A 16,233-nucleotide genomic window follows, 5' to 3' on the forward strand; every position below is an offset into this window, starting at 1 on the left:
AATGGGTTCGAGAGTACCCCTGTCCCACCGGCCGTTTCCGGTACTTGCCGAATATGACACGGCGATGATCCGGTCGGACTAGGCTCGCCCGCAGCGCACCGAGTTGGGATGAATTCGTGCGCCTGTTCCCCCTTGTGCTGATGTCTTCTGTGGTTTCCCGATCCAGCACATCTCGTACGTCCCCCGACCACCAGCCGATTCGTTTCAGAGGCCTACATGGTGAGTGTCCAATCCCCGCCCGTTCGCCGTGAACTTCCCTATGCGCGCGTGCTGTTGCTCCCCGCCATACTGATGGCCGCGGTAGCCGGAGCCGCCGTCGCCCTGGTGACGGAGCCCGCCCGGACCGCCGTCGGCGTGTGCGGTGCCGTCGCCACCCTGCTGGTGACCGCCGCCGCGGCCGAGGTGGCACGCCGCGGCCGTCTCCTGCGGGACGAGCGCGCCGGGCACGATCGTCACCGTGCGTATCTGGAGGCGCGGATCGCCGCCCACGACACGGAGACGCTGCACTTCACGGACGCCGTCGTACCCGAGGCCCTGGACTTCCTGCACCGCGGAAACACCCCCAGGGAAGTGCTCCTCCACCTCAAGGAGGTCAACCCGGCCTGGCGGGATCTGCCCCAGTACCAGATCAAGCTCCTCAAGACGATGCTGAAGATCATCGACGACGAGGAAGCACTGCGCGACTCCTCCCAGCGCTCCTTCGTCAGCATCGCCCGCCGCGTCCAGGCGATCGTCCACCAGCAGGCCAAGGAACTGAGGGAGATGGAGGAGGACCACGGCCGCAACCCCGAGGTCTTCGACGACCTGCTCCGCATCGACCACGGCACCGCGATGATCGGCCGCCTTGCCGACTCCATCTCCGTACTCGGCGGCGGCCGCCCCGGACGCCAGTGGCCCCAGCCGGTCGCCCTCTACAGCGTGCTGCGCGGCGCCATGTCCCGCATCCTCGAGTACCGCCGCATCGACCTGAAGTCCATCGCCAAGGTCAACATCAAGGGCATCTCCGTCGAGCCCGTCATCCACGCCGTCGCCGAACTCCTCGACAACGCCACGCGGTACTCGCCGCCCCACACCAAGGTCCACGTCACCGCCATCGAGGTGCAGACCGGCGTCGCCATCGAGATCGAGGACGCCGGGGTCAGCCTCGACGAGCAGGCCCGGAACCGGATCGAGACCAAGCTGGAGCAGGCCAAGGCCGGCGTCGACCTCCAGGACCTCGGGGTGAGCCCGCGCCTGGGCCTCGCCGTCATCGGCCGGCTCTGCTCCGGCTACGACATGCAGGTCTCGCTGCGCGCCTCCGCCTACGGCGGCGTCCGCGCCGTCCTCGTCGTGCCGAGCGACATGATGACCACCGAACCCGGCGTCGGCCTCGCCCACGGCATCGGGGCGACCGCGGTGCCCATGCAGATCGACGCGCTCCCGGGCCCCAAGCGCGCCCCCAAGAAGCGCCGCCCCACCAGCCCGACCATCCCCACCACCGTCTCCATGGAGGACGAGGTCCCCGTGGTCACCGAGTGGACCGCGGGCGGCCTGCCGCAGCGCCGCAGCAGGGTGAAGACCCCGCTGGCCCAGCGGTACGCCGAACAGGCCGCCGCCGAACGGGCCGAACGGGAGGCCGCCGAACGGGGTGAGACCGTCCGGTCCCCCTGGGCGACGCCCGAGCCCGCGAAGCCGAAGGACGACCGTGAACCCGGTCTGTGGGTCGACGCGTTCTGGGACGGCCTGAAGAAGGACCTCGAACCCGGCGTCCACCCCACCGACTTCACCCGGAACCCGACCGCGTACCTGCACCTGATCAACGAACCGGCCCGTACCGAGGCCGACGACGAGGGGGACCTGAAGTGATCCAGCAACGTGCCAACTTCGACTGGATGCTCAAGGAGCTCGCCGACGGCGTACCCGGCGTCGAGATGATCGTGGTCCTCTCGGCGGACGGCCTGCGCATCGCCCGCTACGGCGGCGAGCCGGACGCCGCCGACCGGGTCGCCGCGGCCTGCGCCGGCGTGCAGAGCCTCGCCGGCGCCGTCGCCGGGGAACTCCCGCGCAGCGACGGTGAGATGAAGATGGTGATCATCGAGATCAACGGCGGCTACTTCTACCTGATGGCCGCCGGCGCCAACGCCTACCTCGCGGTGCTCTCCGACATGACCTGCGAACCCGGGCGGATGGGGGCCATGATGCGCGACCTCGTCGTCCGCATCGGCGCCCACCTCACCAGCCCGCCCCGCCGGAACGGGCAGACCGTATGACGCCTCCGCAACGCCAGAGGCGCACCCCCAGGGAGGGCCCCCCGCCGGAACCGGTCCGGACCGATGAAGGCGAACTGCCCAACCCGGAAAGGCTGTACGTCGTCGCCGGGGCGGACGGGAACCGCGCGAACCTCGACCTCGTCACGCTGATCGTGGCGCGGGTCGAGGACCCGCCGCCCTCCGCCACGCCCGAGCAGGCGGCACTGCTCCGGCTCTGTGCCGCCCCCCTGTCCGTGGCCGAGCTCTCGGCCTATCTCAGCCTGCCGTTCAGCGTGGTGACCGTGCTGCTCACCGAGATGCTGACGGCGGAACTGGTGCAGGCGCGCGCCCCGATCGTCCGTCAGGCGCTCCCCGACCGTTCCCTTCTCGAAGCGGTGATGCATGGACTTCAAAGGCTCTGAGACCATCCCGGGTCCACGGACCGAGGATCAGCTGCCGCACACGGCCGAGGCCGCGGCGAAGATCGTCGTCGTGGGCGGGTTCGGGGTCGGCAAGACGACCATGGTCGGGGCGGTCAGCGAGATCAAGCCGCTGACCACCGAGGAGACCATGACCCAGGCCGGCGTCGGAGTCGACGACAACTTCGGTTCCGCGACCAAGACGGCCACCACGGTGGCCATGGACTTCGGCCGCATCAAGATCACCGACCAGCTGGTGCTCTACCTCTTCGGCACCCCGGGCCAGGAGCGGTTCTGGTTCCTGTGGAACGGACTGTTCGAGGGAGCGCTCGGCGCGGTGGTACTGGTCGACACACGGCGCCTCGAAGTCAGCTTCGACGTCATGGGACGGCTGGAGGAACGTGGGGTGCCGTTCGTCGTCGCCGTCAACTCCTTCCCGGACGCGCCCCGTTACCCGCTGAAGGATCTGCGTACGGCACTCGATCTGTCCGAGGACATTCCCATCATGGAGTGCGATGTTCGACGGCGGGCCTCCAGCCGGGACGTCCTGATGACCCTGATGCGGTTCCTGCACTCGCTCGCCATGACGGGGTCGCTCGCCTGACACCCGCCCTCCGGCCGGCCCCTTCGCGCCGTGTGCCCCGAGCCGGCTCGTCCCCCCGCCCCCTGCTCTCCCTCCTTTTCCGGAGCCACCACTGTGACGCCTGAATCCCACTACCCGGCCGGAACGGACGCCCCCCGGCCCGGCCCACCCCCCGGCTGCCCCGCGCACGGCCTGGGTCCCGGAGGCCTGCCCCGGCTGCACGAGTCGGCTGACCTGAAGAAGCTGTACGAGGAACTCCGCGCCGAGCACGGCCCCGTGGCCCCGGCGCTGCTCCACGACGACGTGCCCGTGTGGGTGGTCCTCGGCCACGCCGAGAACCTGCACATGGTGCGCACCCCCGCGCAGTACACCAAGGACAGCCGTATCTGGTCCCCGCTCCGGGACGGCCTGGTCAAACCCGACCACCCGCTGATGCCGCACATCGCCTGGCAGCCGATGTGCGCCCACGCCGAGGGCGACGAACACAAGCGGCTGCGCGGCGTGATCGACTTCGCCGTGTCGACCATCGACTTCCGCAGTCTGCGCCGACACATCAACCGCTGCACCCAGCGTCTCGTCAACCGGTTCTGCGAAGTGGGCAAGGCCGAGGTCGTCAGCCAGTTCGCCGAGCACCTGCCGATGGCCGTGATGTGCCACGTCCTGGGCATGCCCGACGAGTACAACGACCGGATGGTCGAGGCGGCCCGCGACATGCTCAGGGGCACCGAGACCGCCATCGCCAGCAACGAGTACGTCATGGGCGCCCTGAGCCGGCTCACCGCGCGCCGCAGGGCGGAGCAGCGGGAGGACTTCGCCAGTCATCTCGTCACCCACCCGGCCGGGCTGACCGACGACGAGGTCAGGGAGCACCTGCGGGTGGTGCTCATCGCCGCCTACGAGTCGACGGCCAACCTCCTCGCCAACGTGCTGCGCACGGTGCTGGTCGACCCGCGTTTCCGGGCCCAGCTCAACGGCGGGCAGATGACGGTACCGGAGGCGGTCGAGCAACTGCTGTGGGACGAACCGCCGTTCAGTACCATCTTCGCCTACTTCGCCAAGCAGGAGACGGAACTCGGCGGCCAGCGCATCCGCAAGGGCGACGGTCTGCTGTTCGCACCCGCCCCGGCCAACGTGGACCCGCGGGTACGCCCGGACCCCACCGCCCACATGCAGGGCAACCGCTCTCACCTCGCCTTCGGCGGCGGCCCGCACGAGTGTCCCGGACAGGACATCGGGCGTGCCATCGCCGAGGTCGGCGTCGACGCGCTGCTGATGCGGCTGCCCGACCTCGAGCTCGACGTCGACGACGCGGACCTGCGCCACGCCGAGTCCATCGCCTCACGGCATCTCATCGAGCTGCCCGTCCAGTTCATGCCCAGGCCGCCCCAGGAGGTGACCCAGCAGCCGAACCACGACCACCGGCCGACCCCGCGGCCCACCTGGCACATCGGCGACCCCGAACCGGAGCAGCAGGCCGCGCCGTCGCCCGCCGCCCGCCCCGGGACGGCCGACCGGCCCGAGTCGTTCGGGCACCACGACGTCCCCGCGCCGCGCTCCCCGGCCCCGTCCGCACCACAGCCCGCCGGGCCGGCGGCGGAACCGACGGCGACCGCGGCAGCTGCGGCGACCGCCGAACCCGCCCGCCCGGCCGGCGCCTGGCCTCGCTTCCTGCGGTGGTGGGGCGGTCACTGACCGGCGGCCCACCGCTCGTACGAGGTCCAGGCCGCGAGCGTCCGGCGACTGTGCAGCCGGTGCTCCACGCCCGTCACCGGATCGGTGAACGCCAGCGTCCGTGCCAGCAGTTGCAGCGGACGCCGGAAATCACCGGCCGGGACGGGCGCGGTCACCTCGGGATACAGCGGATCGCCGAGGATCGGCACGCCCAGAGCACTCATGTGCACCCGCAGCTGATGGGTCTGCCCGGTCCCGGGCACCAGCCGGTACTGGGCCAGTCCGTCCGCCCGGTGGTCCAGGAGCGCGACCCGGCTGAGCGCGTTCGGCTCCCCCTCGACCTCGCGGGCGGTCAGCACCCCGCGTTCCTTCACGATCCGGCTGCGCACGGTCCGGGGCAGGGCGAGCGCGGGGTCGTGCGGGGCGACGGCCTCGTACTCCTTGCGCACCCGCCGGTCCCGGAACAGCGTCTGGTACGCGCCGCGCTCCTCGGGCCGCACGGTGAACAGCACCAGCCCCGCGGTGAGCCGGTCGAGGCGGTGCGCGGCACTCAGCAGAGGGATGCCGAGCTCGCGGCGCAGCCGCGCCAGCGCGGTCTCGGCGACGTGGCTGCCGCGCGGCGTGGTGGCCAGGAAGTGGGGCTTGTCGGCGACGACGACGTGCTCGTCCCGGTACACGATCTCCAGTGGGAAGGGCACCGGCACCTCGGCGGGCAGCTCCCGGTGGAACCACACGTACAGCCCCGGCGCGTAGGGGGTGTCCGCCGGTACGGGCCGTCCGTCCGCCCCCACGATCAGCCCCGCGTCGAACATGCCGTCGACGACACCGGCGCCGACCGGGAGCCGGGCCACCAGGTGCTCCCGCACGGTGGCCCCCGGTCCCGCCGCGGGCAGCCGCAGCCGCACCGGATCCACACCGTCGCGCTGCGGCAGCGGAGAGGGCGGGAGGGTGCGGCGTCTGCGTCTCACGAGGGCCAAGGCTACGGCCCTATGTGTCGGCCCCGCCCTGCTCCTCGTGCCGTACCGCCTGCCTGACCTCCGCCTCGACCACATGGCGCGGCTTTCCCTCGGCCCGCGCGAACTCGCTCACCGCCAGCTGGACGTCCCGGGCCAGGTCGCGCCAGGCCCGCCAGGCGGTCTCCCAGGTGCTGGTCTGCTGCCCGCTCCACCTGGTCCGGGTGGGAGGGCCGTAGGTCTCCTCCAGATGGCGTACGCGGACATGGGCCTCGTCCGCCGCGCGCTGCTTGGCCACAAGTTCTTCGAAGGTGTCTGCCACGCGCCCGGATCCTCGGTCAGCCCCCCGGCCCGGCGGGCCTCGCCACGCCGCCCACCGCGGCGCGGGCTCCAGGGTTCACCCGACCGGAGTCGCCGCGCAAGGCCCCGTTCCGGCCGGGCGGACCGGAGACCGCCGGTCCGGGGCGCGAGCGCGGAGGGTCAGGAGGCCGCCCGCTGCGGCGCCTGCTCCTGCTCCGCCTCGACCTGTGTGTTCCACTCCTGCTTCGAGGCCTGCCAGCCGTCCTCGTTGTGACCGCGCCGCCAGTAGCCGGAGATCGAGAGGTCCTCGCGCGGGATCTGCCGCTCGACCCGCAGCAGACGGCGCAGCTCCTTGACGAAGTGCGCCTCTCCGTGGACGAAGGCCTGCATCCGGCCCTCGGGGAACTCCAGGCCCCGCACGGCCTCCACCAGCGCCTCGCCGACCGGGCGGTCCCCGCGGTGCAGCCAGGTGACCGCCGCCTCGGAGTCGATCTTCTGCTCCTCCTGGGGGCCGTCGACCTCCACGAAGGCATGCACTCTGGCCCCGCTCGGCATCGCCTCGAGCGACCGGGCGATCGCGGGCAGCGCGCTCTCGTCGCCCACCAGCAGGTGCCAGTCGGCGGCCGGGTCGGGAGCGTAGGCGCCGCCGGGCCCGATGAGGAACACGGTCTCGCCCGGCAGGACCCGCAGGGCCCACGGACCGGCCAGCCCCTCGTCCCCGTGGATCACGAAGTCCAGGGTCAGCTCACGCTGCTCGGCGTCCCAGTGGCGCACCGTGTAGGTCCGGGTCACCGGCCACTGGTCGCGCGGGAACTCCTCGCGGATCCGCTTCATGTCGAACGGTTCCGGGTAGACGACGCCCTCGGCGGGGAACAGCAGCTTCACGTAGTGGTCGGTGGCCGTGTCCGCCGAGAAGTCGGCCAGACCGTCACCGCCCAGCACCACGCGCCGCATGTGCGGGGTCAGCTGCTCGGTGCGGATCACCTGCCCGGAGTGCGGCTTGCGCGGCTGGCGTCCCGGTCGCTCTGCCATGGAGGCTCCCTGTTGCTCGGTTAGGTTTACCTAACCTAACATCTTTGCCCAGGGAACACTTCCCGCCCGCGTGCCGCCCCGGCCCGGTCCCTACCGCGCGAGGGTCGTCAGCAGTCGCTCCAGGGACCCTCCCAGGCCCCAGCGGGCCGCCAGCGCCCGCACGGCGTCCGGGTCGCGGGGCGCCCGCGGCAGCGCCGTGTCGACGTCCGGGAGCGGTACGTCGTCCGCGACCCGGACGACCCTGGGCGCGACCGCCAGGTAGGGCAGCGCCTCGGTGAGGCGCTTGCGCTGGGTCGGCGTGAGCCGGGCCCCCGGATCGTCCACCGCCGCCAGGATCCCGGCCAGGTCGCCGAACTCGGCCAGCAGCTTGGCCGCCGTCTTCTCCCCGACGCCCGGCACGCCGGGCAGTCCGTCGCTCGGGTCGCCGCGCAGCAGCGCCAGATCCGCGTACCCCGCGCCGCCGACCCCGTACTTCTCGCGCAGTACGGCCTCGTCGGTGGCCTGGAGCGTGCCGACGCCCTTCAGCGGATACAGCACCCGCACCCCCCGCGCGTCGTCCACCAGCTGGTACAGGTCGCGGTCGCCGGTGACGATGTCGACCGGACCGCGCGCCCGCGCGGTGAACGTGCCGATGACGTCGTCCGCCTCGTACTCGGCGACCCCCACGCGCGCGATGCCGACGGCGTCCAGGACGGCCTCGATGACCGGCACCTGCGGGGACAGGGTGTCGGGCACCTCCTCCTGGTCGGGGCCCGCCGGGCGCTCCTCGGCGACGCGGTGCGCCTTGTAGGAGGGGATCAGCTCCACCCGCCACTTCGGACGCCAGTCGGCGTCCATGCACGCCACCAGATCGGTCGGCCGGTGGTCCCTGACCAGGCGGTCGATGAAGTCGAGCAGCCCGCGCACGGCGTTCACCGGCGTGCCGTCCGGGGCCCTGACCGAGTCCGGGACGCCGAAGTAGGCGCGGAAGTAGAGGGAGGCGGTGTCGAGGAGCATGAGTCGTCCGGTCACGTTCCGCATCATGCCGTACGCCACCGACAGCGCCCCCGCGGCCGCACGACGGCGGGGGCGGGATGCGCGACGCGTCGCGTCACGCGCTCCCTCTGTGAAGCAGGTCACACGTTTGCCTTGGCCGAAACCGGGGAGGCGCGGGCACGGAGCGATGCCGGTTGCAGGTTCAACTGTTCAGAACCGCGTGAGCCTACCGCCGAGCGTCGCTCCTGCCTTGTCGTCGAGCCAAGAGGTGCGCGTGTCAACCAGACTGGAAGCCGAACATCTGTACAAAGTGTTCGGCAGGAGACCGGGACAGGCGGTCGAGAGACTGCGCAACGACGAGACCGATCGTGAGGAGCTGCGCGGCCAGGGGACCACGGCCGCCGTCATCGACGCCTCGTTCACTGTCGAACCGGGCGAGATCTTCGTCGTCATGGGCCTGTCCGGATCCGGCAAGTCCACCCTGCTGCGCATGCTCAACGGGCTGTCGGAGCCGACCGCAGGGCAGGTGCGTTTCGACGGCGAGGACCTCACCGCGCTGTCCGACCGGGAACTGCGCGACGTCCGTTCCAAGAAGATAAGCATGGTCTTCCAGCACTTCGCCCTGTTCCCGCACCGCAGCGTTCGCGAGAACGCCGCCTACGGACTGGAAGTGCAGGGCGTGCCCCGCGCCGAGCGCGAACGCCGCGCCGACGAGGCGCTCGCCCTGTGTGGCCTGGCCGGCTGGGAGAAGTCCTGGCCCGACGAGCTGTCCGGCGGTATGCAGCAGCGGGTGGGGCTGGCCCGCGCGCTCGCCACCGACGCCGACCTGCTGCTGATGGACGAGTCCTTCAGCGCGCTCGACCCGCTGATCCGCCGCGACATGCAGGACCAGCTGGTGGAGCTGCAGAAGAAGCTGAAGAAGACGATCGTCTTCATCACCCACGACCTCAACGAGGCCATGCGCCTGGGCGACCGCATCGCGGTGATGCGGGACGGCCGCATCGTGCAGATCGGTACCGCGCAGGACATCCTGATCCGTCCCGCCAACGACTACGTCGCCTCCTTCACCCAGGACGTCGACCGCTCCCGGGTGCTGACCGCCGGCGCCGTGATGGACCAGGAGGTGCGCGGCGACGAGGCCGACTGCGACTGCGAGACAGCGACGCCCCGGACGCCGTTCACCGAGCTGTGCGCGATCAGCGCCCGCGCCGCGCACCCGGTGGCGGTCCTCGACGGCGAGGGCGCGGTCGTCGGGGTCGTGCCCCGGCAGCGGCTCGTGGGCTTCATCGGCGACGAGGAGGCCGCCCCCGGCAGCTGCGACTCCCAGCGGGGCAAGGGCGAGAAGGTGATGGCCCGTGCCTAGGGTTCCGCTCGGCGACTGGGTCAACAGCGGCGTCGACTGGCTGCTCGACAACGTGACCTGGCTGTTCGACTTCTTCAAGGCGGTCTTCACCGGCGCCTACGACGGTGTCAACGCCGTCCTGCAGGCGCCCGAACCGCTGATCCTCTGCGGCATCTTCGCGCTGATCGCCTTCTGGCTGCGCGGCACCCTCGCCGGTGTCCTCACCTTCCTGGGATTCGCCTTCCTCGATTCCATGGAGCTGTGGGCGGACTCGATGGTCACGCTGGCGCTGGTCATCGTCGCCACCGTCATCGCGCTGGTCGTCGCGGTGCCCGTGGGTATCTGGGCGGCACGCTCGGACCGGGTCAGCGCCGCCGTGCGGCCGGTCCTGGACTTCATGCAGACGCTGCCCGCGATGATCTACCTGATCCCGGCGATCCTCTTCTTCGGGACCGGCCCCGCCCCCGGCATCGTCGCCACCCTGATCTTCGCGCTCGCCCCGGGCGTGCGCATGACCGAGCTGGGCATCCGCCAGGTCGACAAGGACCTCGTGGAGGCGGCCGAGGCCTTCGGCACCACGCCCCGCAACACGCTGCTGCGCGTCCAGCTGCCGCTGGCGCTGCCCACCGTGATGGCGGGCGTCAACCAGGTGATCATGCTCGGGCTGTCCATGGCCGCGATCGCCGGCATGGTCGGCACCGGCGGTCTGGGCGGCGCGGTCATCGAGGCCATCGGCCAGCTCAACATCGGCCTGGGTGCCGAGTCCGGCCTCGCCATCGTCATCCTGGCGATCTACCTCGACCGCATGACCAGTGCCCTGGGCACCCAGGTGTCCCCGCTCGGCCGCCGCGCCGCAGCCAAGGCCCGCGCCGCGCAGGGGCTCACGATCTGGTCCTACCGGCCGCGTCCGCAGGTCGCCGTGATCGGCGTCGTCGTCCTCGCCCTGGTGGCCGGCGGCATGAGCATCTTCGGCGGCGCCGCCGGCGGCACGGACACCACGGCCGACGGCAAGAACGTCGGCAAGGGCGAGAAGATCTCCATCGGTTACATCCCCTGGGACGAGGGCGTCGCCTCCACCTTCCTGTGGAAGGAGGTCCTGGAGCAGCGGGGCTTCGAGGTCGAGGCCACGCAGTTCGACGCCGGCCCGCTCTACACCGCGCTCGCGCAGGGCAACATCGACTTCCAGACGGACTCCTGGCTGCCCACCACCCACGCCGAGTACTGGAAGAAGTACGGCGACCGGCTCGAGGACCTCGGCACCTGGTACGAGGAGACGTCGCTCGAACTCGCCGTACCCGCCTACATGGAGGACTTCGACTCCCTCGAGGACCTCAAGGGCGAGGCCGGCACCTTCGGCGGGAAGATCACCGGCATCGAGTCCAGCGCCGGAATGATGGGCCTGCTGAAGGACAAGGTCGTCAAGGAGTACGGCCTGGACAAGGAGTACAAGGTCGTCGACAGCTCCACGCCGGCGATGCTGGCCGAGCTCAAGCGGGCCTACAGCAAGAAGGAACCGATCGTCGTCACGCTCTGGTCCCCGCACTGGGCGTACAGCGACTTCGATCTGAAGAAGCTGAAGGACCCCAAGGGCTCCTGGGGCGAGGGCGACGGCGTGCACTCGCTGGCCCGCAAGGACTTCACCGCCGACCACCCCACCGTCGGCAAGTGGCTGAAGGACTTCTCGATGACCGAGGAGGAACTCACCAGCCTGGAGGCCGAGATCAACAGGGCCGGCAAGGGCAAGCAGCAGGACGCCGTCCGCGCCTGGCTGAAGGGCAACCCGGGCGTCGTCGACAAGCTCGCGCCCGTGCGGTCGTCCGGTTCCGGTGACACTCCCGCCGAGGCGAAGCGTCCGCTGGACGTGGCTTGGTTCCCCTGGGAGGAGGACGTCGCGATCACCTACCTGTGGAAGAATGTCCTGGAAAAGCGCGGCTACACGCTGAACCTGAAGCAGATGGACGTCGGGCCGGTCTACACGGGCCTCTCCACCGGTGATCTCGACCTCAACTTCGACGCCTGGCTGCCGCACTCGCAGAAGAACTTCTACGAGCCGAACAAGGACAAGCTCACCGACCTCGGCACCTGGTACGAACCGGTCTCGCTGGAGGTCTCCGTCCCCTCGTACGTCAAGGACGTCACGTCGCTCGAGGACCTCAAGGGCAAGGCCGACCTGTTCAAGGGGCGGATCGTCGGCATCGAGCCGGGCACCGGCCAGATGGACCTCCTCAAGAAGAAGGTCCTGCCGGCCTACGGCCTGGACAAGGAGTACAAGGTCGTCGACGGCTCCTCGCCGGCGATGCTGGCCGAGCTCAAGCGGGCCTACGCCAAGAAGGAGCCCATCGCGGTCACCCTCTGGTCGCCGCACTGGTCGTACAGCGAGTACGAGCTGACCAAGCTGGAGGACCCCGAGGGCGCCTGGGGCGAGAGCAACACCATCCACACCATCGCGAGCAAGAAGTTCCCCGAGCAGTACCCCGAACTCACGAAGTGGATCAAGGGATTCACGATGAGCGAGGACGAACTCGGCACGCTTGAGAAGGAGATCAAGGACCGCGGCCAGGGCAAGGAGGAGGAAGCCGTCGCCGCCTGGCTGGAGGAACACCCGGACGTGCCGGGGCGCATGACCCCGCAGTGACGGCGACGCCGGCGCGGTGACCACCGCGCCGGCCGCCACCGGCCGCCCCGAGGGGCGGGCCCGGCACCGCACCTGACAGCGGGGCCGGGCCCGCCCCTCGGGCGCGTCCGGAACACGGTGAGGACCCGGACGATCACCCGTCGCGAGAGCCTCCCACGGGCCTTCGGGCGCCTCCCCGTGACCTCCCGCCCCACTTCGGGCGACAATGGTGGAAACACCTGGCACCCCGCGCACCTCGAACCGAAGGGGCCGAGTCCCGGCCGGCGTGAACCGCGGGGTCGTGCGCGATCGCCCGGGACGCCGACGTGACAGGCGCCTGAAACGGTGTGCCGAACATGCGTAGGGTGCAGACAGCTCAAAAGAAGGAGTGCGCCGGACAGCGGCGCACGCACCGGGTACGGGACGACGGGCGAAGGAGGGAGCCGGGGCGATGGGCGACCACAAGGAGCAGCCTCTGCGGGTGGGCGCGGCCGTGCGGCGGCGACGCCGGGCGCTGGACCTCACCCTTGCCGTGGTGGCCGAGCGCAGCGGTCTGTCGGTCCCGTTCCTGAGCCAGATCGAGAACGAGCGCGCGCGTCCCAGCCAGAGCTCCCTGGAGAAGGTCGCCGACGCCCTGCGCACCACCGCGGTGGAACTGCTCGCCGCCGCCGACCCGGCGTGCAGCGTCGACGTCGTCCGCGCGGAGGACACCGAGCCGTTGCTCGCACCGCGCGTCCGGTCCCTGGTGCGCGGTCATCACCAGATGCACGCCTCTGAATTCACTGGCGACCATGACGCCGGGCGCGAATTCCAGTTCCGCAACGACCAGTTGATGTACGTGGCGGACGGCGCCGTGGAGATCGAGGCGGAGGGCCGTGCCTACCGCCTCGGCCGCGGCGACACCCTGTACCTCACCGGGGGCGTCCGGCACCGGTGGCGGGCCACGGTCGCGGAGACCCGGCTGATCGTCGTCGCCGTCGCGGAGCACATCGAGGCGGTCCGGGACAAGCCGCGCCGATGAGTTCCCCGCGGATCGTCTCCCTCGTCCCGTCCCTGACCGAGGCAGTGGCGCTCTCCGCCCCCGGCGCCCTGGCCGGCGCCACCGACTGGTGCACCCACCCCGCCGGTCTCGACGTCGTGCGGATCGGCGGCACCAAGAACCCGAAGGTGGAACGGATCGCCGCCCTCGCCCCCGACCTGGTGATCGCCAACGAGGAGGAGAACCGCCCGTCCGACCTCGCCGACCTGCGCGCGGCCGGCCTCGAGGTGCTGGTGACGGAGGTGCGGACGCTGCCCCAGGCCTTCGGCGAGCTGGCCGGGGTGCTCACGGCGTGCGGCGTGGACACGCGCCCCCGGTGGCTGGACGAGGCCGAAGCGGCCTGGGACGCCGTGGCGTCCCCGACGACGCGCCGGACCGCGGTCGTGCCCGTCTGGCGGCGGCCCTGGATGGTGCTGGGCCGGGACACCTTCGCCGGTGACCTGCTGTCCCGCCTCGGCGTCGACCACCTGTACGCGGATCACCGGGAACGCTATCCCCGCGTCCCCCTGGACGCCTTGCGCGCGGCGGCCCCCGATCTGGTCGTGCTGCCCGACGAGCCCTACCGCTTCACCGCCGACGACGGCCCGGACGCCTTCCCGGGGGTGCCGTGCGCGATGGTCGGGGGCCGGTATCTCACCTGGTACGGGCCGTCGTTGGCGAAGGCCGCGACGGTGCTGTCCCGGGAACTGCGGGCGGTGCGCCGCTGACACCCCGCCGGCAGGGCATAAGCTGACCTTATGAGTGAGACGGACGGCGGCCGTGCGGCACCCAGGTCCGTGACCGCCGCGACCCTGGCCCACCGGGTCCCGGACCTCGGAGCGCTGGAACTGCTGCTGGCGGTGGCGCGGATCGGGAGCCTGGGCGGAGCGGCACGCGAACTGGGCATCACCCAGCCCGCGGCCAGCAGCCGGGTCCGGTCCATGGAGCGACAGCTCGGCATGGCACTGGTGGACCGCTCACCGCGGGGGTCGCGGCTGACCGACGCGGGCGCGCTGGTCACCGACTGGGCCCGGCGGATCGTGGAGGCGGCGGAGGCCTTCGACGCGGGGGCGCAGGCACTGCGGGACCGCCGGGACTCACGGCTGCGGGTGGCGGCGAGCATGACGATCGCCGAGTACCTGCTTCCGGGCTGGCTGCTCGCGCTGCGTTCGCAGCGGCCGGACACGGCGGTGTCGCTGCTGGCCGGGAACTCCGCCTCGGTCGCGGAGCGGCTGCTGTCGGACGAGGCGGACGTGGGGTTCGTGGAGGGGGTGACGGTGCCGTCGGGCCTGGACTCCGCGGTGATCGCCCACGACCGGCTGATCGTGGTGACGGCACCGACGCATGCCTGGGCCCGCCGCCGTCGCCCGCTCGCCGTCGGGGAACTGGCGACCACCCCGCTGATCCTGCGCGAGAAGGGCTCCGGCACCCGGCAGGTCCTGGACACCGCCCTGGGCGGGCTGGCCCGACCGCTGATCGAACTGTCGTCCACGACCGCGGTGAAGGCCGCCGCGGTGAGCGGTGCCGGCCCGGCCGTCCTCAGCGAACTGGCCGTGGGCGAGGAGCTGGCGATGCGCCGTCTGATCCGCATCCCCGTGCACGGCATAGCCCTGGCCCGCGACCTCCGCGCGGTCTGGCCGACCGGCCACCGCCCCACGGGCCCCGCCCGCGACCTGCTGACCCTGACCCGCGGCTGAGCACCTGTCCGCCGCACACCGGGGGAGAGGACCGAGGAGCGCGGCGGGTGGGTCGAAGTGGCGTGACCGCTCGGACCGGAGGGCGTACGACGCGTGGGTCCTCGCCCGTCTCCGGGTGCCGCTGCACGCCCGGCACCCAGCCGGCGTACGCGCTGATGCCGATCAGCGGCCCGGCCGCCATGCCGTCCTTCCTCGCCGACGCCGGTGAGCGGGGCCCCCGCTCACCGGCGTGATGGTTCAGGACCTCCCGTCACCTCCGGCCGTCCTCAACGGCCAGGTCGCACAGGCGGTGTCCATAGCGGCCTCCGGCCACGGGGCCTCCCGGGCCCGGAGCACGCACAAGATGCGTCTCGCCGCCCCGGGGGCCGGCGGGCTCACTCCTGCTCGGTCTTCAGGAACGGTGCGCCTCCCGTCGAGCTGGGGTCTGTGGCGGCTTTCCCCCTACAGTGCCCGGATGAGCATGACGCCCGTACCAGGCTGGTATCCCGACCCGCACGCCCCGCATCTGGAACGCTGGTGGGACGGCGCTGCCTGGACCGAGCACCGGCGCGCCCCCGAGGGCCCCGGAGGACCGGTCCCTCCGCCTCCCGGCGGCACCGGCCGTGTCCGGGCCATCGCCCTCACCGCGGCGGCGGGCATGCTCGTCACCGCGGTCGTCACCGGCGCGGTGCTGCTGGGGGACGGCGGCGGCGACCCGGAAGCCGGGACCGGCCCCACCGGCGCGGTGTCCGCCCACACGCCGGACGGCGAGCCCTCCGCACCGGAGTCCGCGTCCGCCGGCGCCCCCACGTCCGCCGACGGCCCCGGCGTCGTCGAGGACCAGCTCAACGGCGTCACCTTCCCGCTCCTCGACGGCTGGGTCCGGCCGCAGCACGTCAGCCTGCCCGACGTCGTCATGACCACTCCCGGCACCCACGACTGCCCCGGCGAGGGCAGTGTCTGCCGCTCCGGCGTGGTCATCTCCCGCACGGTGACCGCGACCGACGAGACGTCCCCGGAAGCGCTCGCCAAGGAGGACATCTCCGAGGCGGCCGAGGACGCCTTCGAGGAGGACGCCCTCGACCAGAGCCCCTACGGCGGCATCGAGTCCCACGAGGTCGTCGAGTCCGGCCCGGTCGCGGTGGCGGGCCGCGCCGGATACCTCGTCCGCTGGCGCGTCACGACCGGCAAGGGGCCCGGCGGCCATGTGCAGTCCCTGGTCTTCCCGTCCAGCGTCGGCACCGAGGCGCCGATCGTGGTCCGCTACGTCTTCGAGAGCGGCGAGGGCGCCCCGCCCCTGTCCGACATGGACCGCATCACCCAGGGCATCCGCGCGGTCGGCGACGCGGACCCGGGCGGCGGCGTGGGCAGCAGCCTCGGCCCCCGCCCGTGACACGTCCCGTGACCCGCGCCGGGCCGGGG

At 71.8% G+C, this 16,233-nt stretch carries 16 protein-coding genes; 12 read left to right on the forward strand and 4 right to left on the reverse strand.

What is annotated here, in order from left to right:
• Positions 1-216 precede the first annotated feature (216 nt).
• From ACWEQO_RS28395 to ACWEQO_RS28415, 5 genes are all read left to right on the forward strand, one after another.
• A complete protein-coding gene (locus tag ACWEQO_RS28395; RefSeq protein ID WP_452985727.1) occupies positions 217-1,845 on the forward strand; it encodes a sensor histidine kinase in 1,629 nt (542 codons plus the stop codon).
• A complete protein-coding gene (locus ACWEQO_RS28400) occupies positions 1,842-2,249 on the forward strand; it encodes a roadblock/LC7 domain-containing protein (RefSeq protein ID WP_202279050.1) in 408 nt (135 codons plus the stop codon). The genes ACWEQO_RS28395 and ACWEQO_RS28400 overlap by 4 nt, the downstream gene beginning before the upstream one ends.
• Entirely contained in the window at positions 2,246-2,650 is a 405-nt protein-coding gene (locus ACWEQO_RS28405) for a DUF742 domain-containing protein (RefSeq protein WP_452985728.1), read from the forward strand. Before ACWEQO_RS28400 ends, ACWEQO_RS28405 begins: the two co-directional genes overlap by 4 nt.
• Complete coding sequence (locus ACWEQO_RS28410) at positions 2,631-3,251, forward strand: GTP-binding protein (RefSeq protein WP_361459287.1); 621 nt, start codon at positions 2,631-2,633, stop codon at positions 3,249-3,251. Before ACWEQO_RS28405 ends, ACWEQO_RS28410 begins: the two co-directional genes overlap by 20 nt.
• Positions 3,252-3,344: 93 nt before the next feature.
• The gene (locus ACWEQO_RS28415; RefSeq protein WP_452985729.1) at positions 3,345-4,922 is read left to right on the forward strand and encodes a cytochrome P450; all 1,578 of its coding nucleotides are present in this window, start codon (positions 3,345-3,347) and stop codon (positions 4,920-4,922) included.
• Here ACWEQO_RS28415 and ACWEQO_RS28420 read toward each other — a convergent pair.
• The 4 genes from ACWEQO_RS28420 to ACWEQO_RS28435 form a co-directional block, all read right to left on the reverse strand.
• Complete coding sequence (locus tag ACWEQO_RS28420) at positions 4,916-5,869, reverse strand: RluA family pseudouridine synthase (protein ID WP_452985730.1); 954 nt, start codon at positions 5,867-5,869, stop codon at positions 4,916-4,918. The genes ACWEQO_RS28415 and ACWEQO_RS28420 overlap by 7 nt on opposite strands.
• Positions 5,870-5,888: 19 nt before the next feature.
• Complete coding sequence (locus tag ACWEQO_RS28425) at positions 5,889-6,176, reverse strand: hypothetical protein (protein WP_361459293.1); 288 nt, start codon at positions 6,174-6,176, stop codon at positions 5,889-5,891.
• A 158-nt stretch (positions 6,177-6,334) separates the two neighbouring features.
• Positions 6,335-7,186: a siderophore-interacting protein gene (locus tag ACWEQO_RS28430; protein ID WP_452985731.1), complete on the reverse strand. Its 852-nt coding sequence runs from the start codon at positions 7,184-7,186 to the stop codon at positions 6,335-6,337.
• A gap of 90 nt (positions 7,187-7,276) precedes the next feature.
• The gene (locus ACWEQO_RS28435) at positions 7,277-8,206 is read right to left on the reverse strand and encodes a 5'-3' exonuclease (protein ID WP_361459418.1); all 930 of its coding nucleotides are present in this window, start codon (positions 8,204-8,206) and stop codon (positions 7,277-7,279) included.
• Between the two features lie 229 nt (positions 8,207-8,435).
• On the opposite strand from ACWEQO_RS28435, the gene ACWEQO_RS28440 reads away from it, so the two are divergent.
• From ACWEQO_RS28440 to ACWEQO_RS28470, 7 genes are all read left to right on the forward strand, one after another.
• On the forward strand, positions 8,436-9,524 hold the full coding sequence (locus tag ACWEQO_RS28440) for a quaternary amine ABC transporter ATP-binding protein (protein WP_361459297.1): 1,089 nt from the start codon (positions 8,436-8,438) through the stop codon (positions 9,522-9,524).
• Positions 9,517-12,138, forward strand: a complete 2,622-nt coding sequence (locus tag ACWEQO_RS28445; protein ID WP_452985732.1) for an ABC transporter permease/substrate binding protein — start codon at positions 9,517-9,519, stop codon at positions 12,136-12,138. Before ACWEQO_RS28440 ends, ACWEQO_RS28445 begins: the two co-directional genes overlap by 8 nt.
• A gap of 430 nt (positions 12,139-12,568) precedes the next feature.
• Positions 12,569-13,138, forward strand: coding sequence for a helix-turn-helix domain-containing protein (locus ACWEQO_RS28450; RefSeq protein WP_361459301.1), 570 nt, complete (start codon positions 12,569-12,571; stop codon positions 13,136-13,138).
• Positions 13,135-13,863, forward strand: a complete 729-nt coding sequence (locus tag ACWEQO_RS28455; RefSeq protein ID WP_452985733.1) for a helical backbone metal receptor — start codon at positions 13,135-13,137, stop codon at positions 13,861-13,863. The genes ACWEQO_RS28450 and ACWEQO_RS28455 overlap by 4 nt, the downstream gene beginning before the upstream one ends.
• Positions 13,864-13,893: 30 nt before the next feature.
• Positions 13,894-14,832 carry a LysR family transcriptional regulator gene (locus ACWEQO_RS28460; RefSeq protein WP_452985734.1) on the forward strand — a complete coding sequence of 313 codons (939 nt, stop codon included), beginning with the start codon at positions 13,894-13,896 and terminating at the stop codon, positions 14,830-14,832.
• A 62-nt stretch (positions 14,833-14,894) separates the two neighbouring features.
• Entirely contained in the window at positions 14,895-15,065 is a 171-nt protein-coding gene (locus ACWEQO_RS28465; protein WP_452985735.1) for a hypothetical protein, read from the forward strand.
• A 227-nt stretch (positions 15,066-15,292) separates the two neighbouring features.
• Positions 15,293-16,204, forward strand: a complete 912-nt coding sequence (locus tag ACWEQO_RS28470; RefSeq protein WP_452985743.1) for a DUF2510 domain-containing protein — start codon at positions 15,293-15,295, stop codon at positions 16,202-16,204.
• The last annotated feature ends 29 nt before the right edge of the window (positions 16,205-16,233 follow it).

The organism is Streptomyces sp. NPDC004051 (assembly GCF_053604275.1).

Excerpts from the sequence above, each read along its gene's own strand:
- ACWEQO_RS28395 (WP_452985727.1), top strand. The coding sequence starts at position 217 with ATGGTGAGTGTCCAATCCCCGCCCGTTCGCCGTGAACTTCCCTATGCG.
- ACWEQO_RS28455 (WP_452985733.1), top strand. The coding sequence starts at position 13,135 with ATGAGTTCCCCGCGGATCGTCTCCCTCGTCCCGTCCCTGACCGAGGCA.
- ACWEQO_RS28405 (WP_452985728.1), top strand. The coding sequence starts at position 2,246 with ATGACGCCTCCGCAACGCCAGAGGCGCACCCCCAGGGAGGGCCCCCCG.
- ACWEQO_RS28450 (WP_361459301.1), top strand. The coding sequence starts at position 12,569 with ATGGGCGACCACAAGGAGCAGCCTCTGCGGGTGGGCGCGGCCGTGCGG.
- ACWEQO_RS28460 (WP_452985734.1), top strand. The coding sequence starts at position 13,894 with ATGAGTGAGACGGACGGCGGCCGTGCGGCACCCAGGTCCGTGACCGCC.
- ACWEQO_RS28470 (WP_452985743.1), top strand. The coding sequence starts at position 15,293 with ATGACGCCCGTACCAGGCTGGTATCCCGACCCGCACGCCCCGCATCTG.
- ACWEQO_RS28435 (WP_361459418.1), bottom strand. The coding sequence starts at position 8,206 with ATGCGGAACGTGACCGGACGACTCATGCTCCTCGACACCGCCTCCCTC.
- ACWEQO_RS28410 (WP_361459287.1), top strand. The coding sequence starts at position 2,631 with ATGGACTTCAAAGGCTCTGAGACCATCCCGGGTCCACGGACCGAGGAT.
- ACWEQO_RS28430 (WP_452985731.1), bottom strand. The coding sequence starts at position 7,186 with ATGGCAGAGCGACCGGGACGCCAGCCGCGCAAGCCGCACTCCGGGCAG.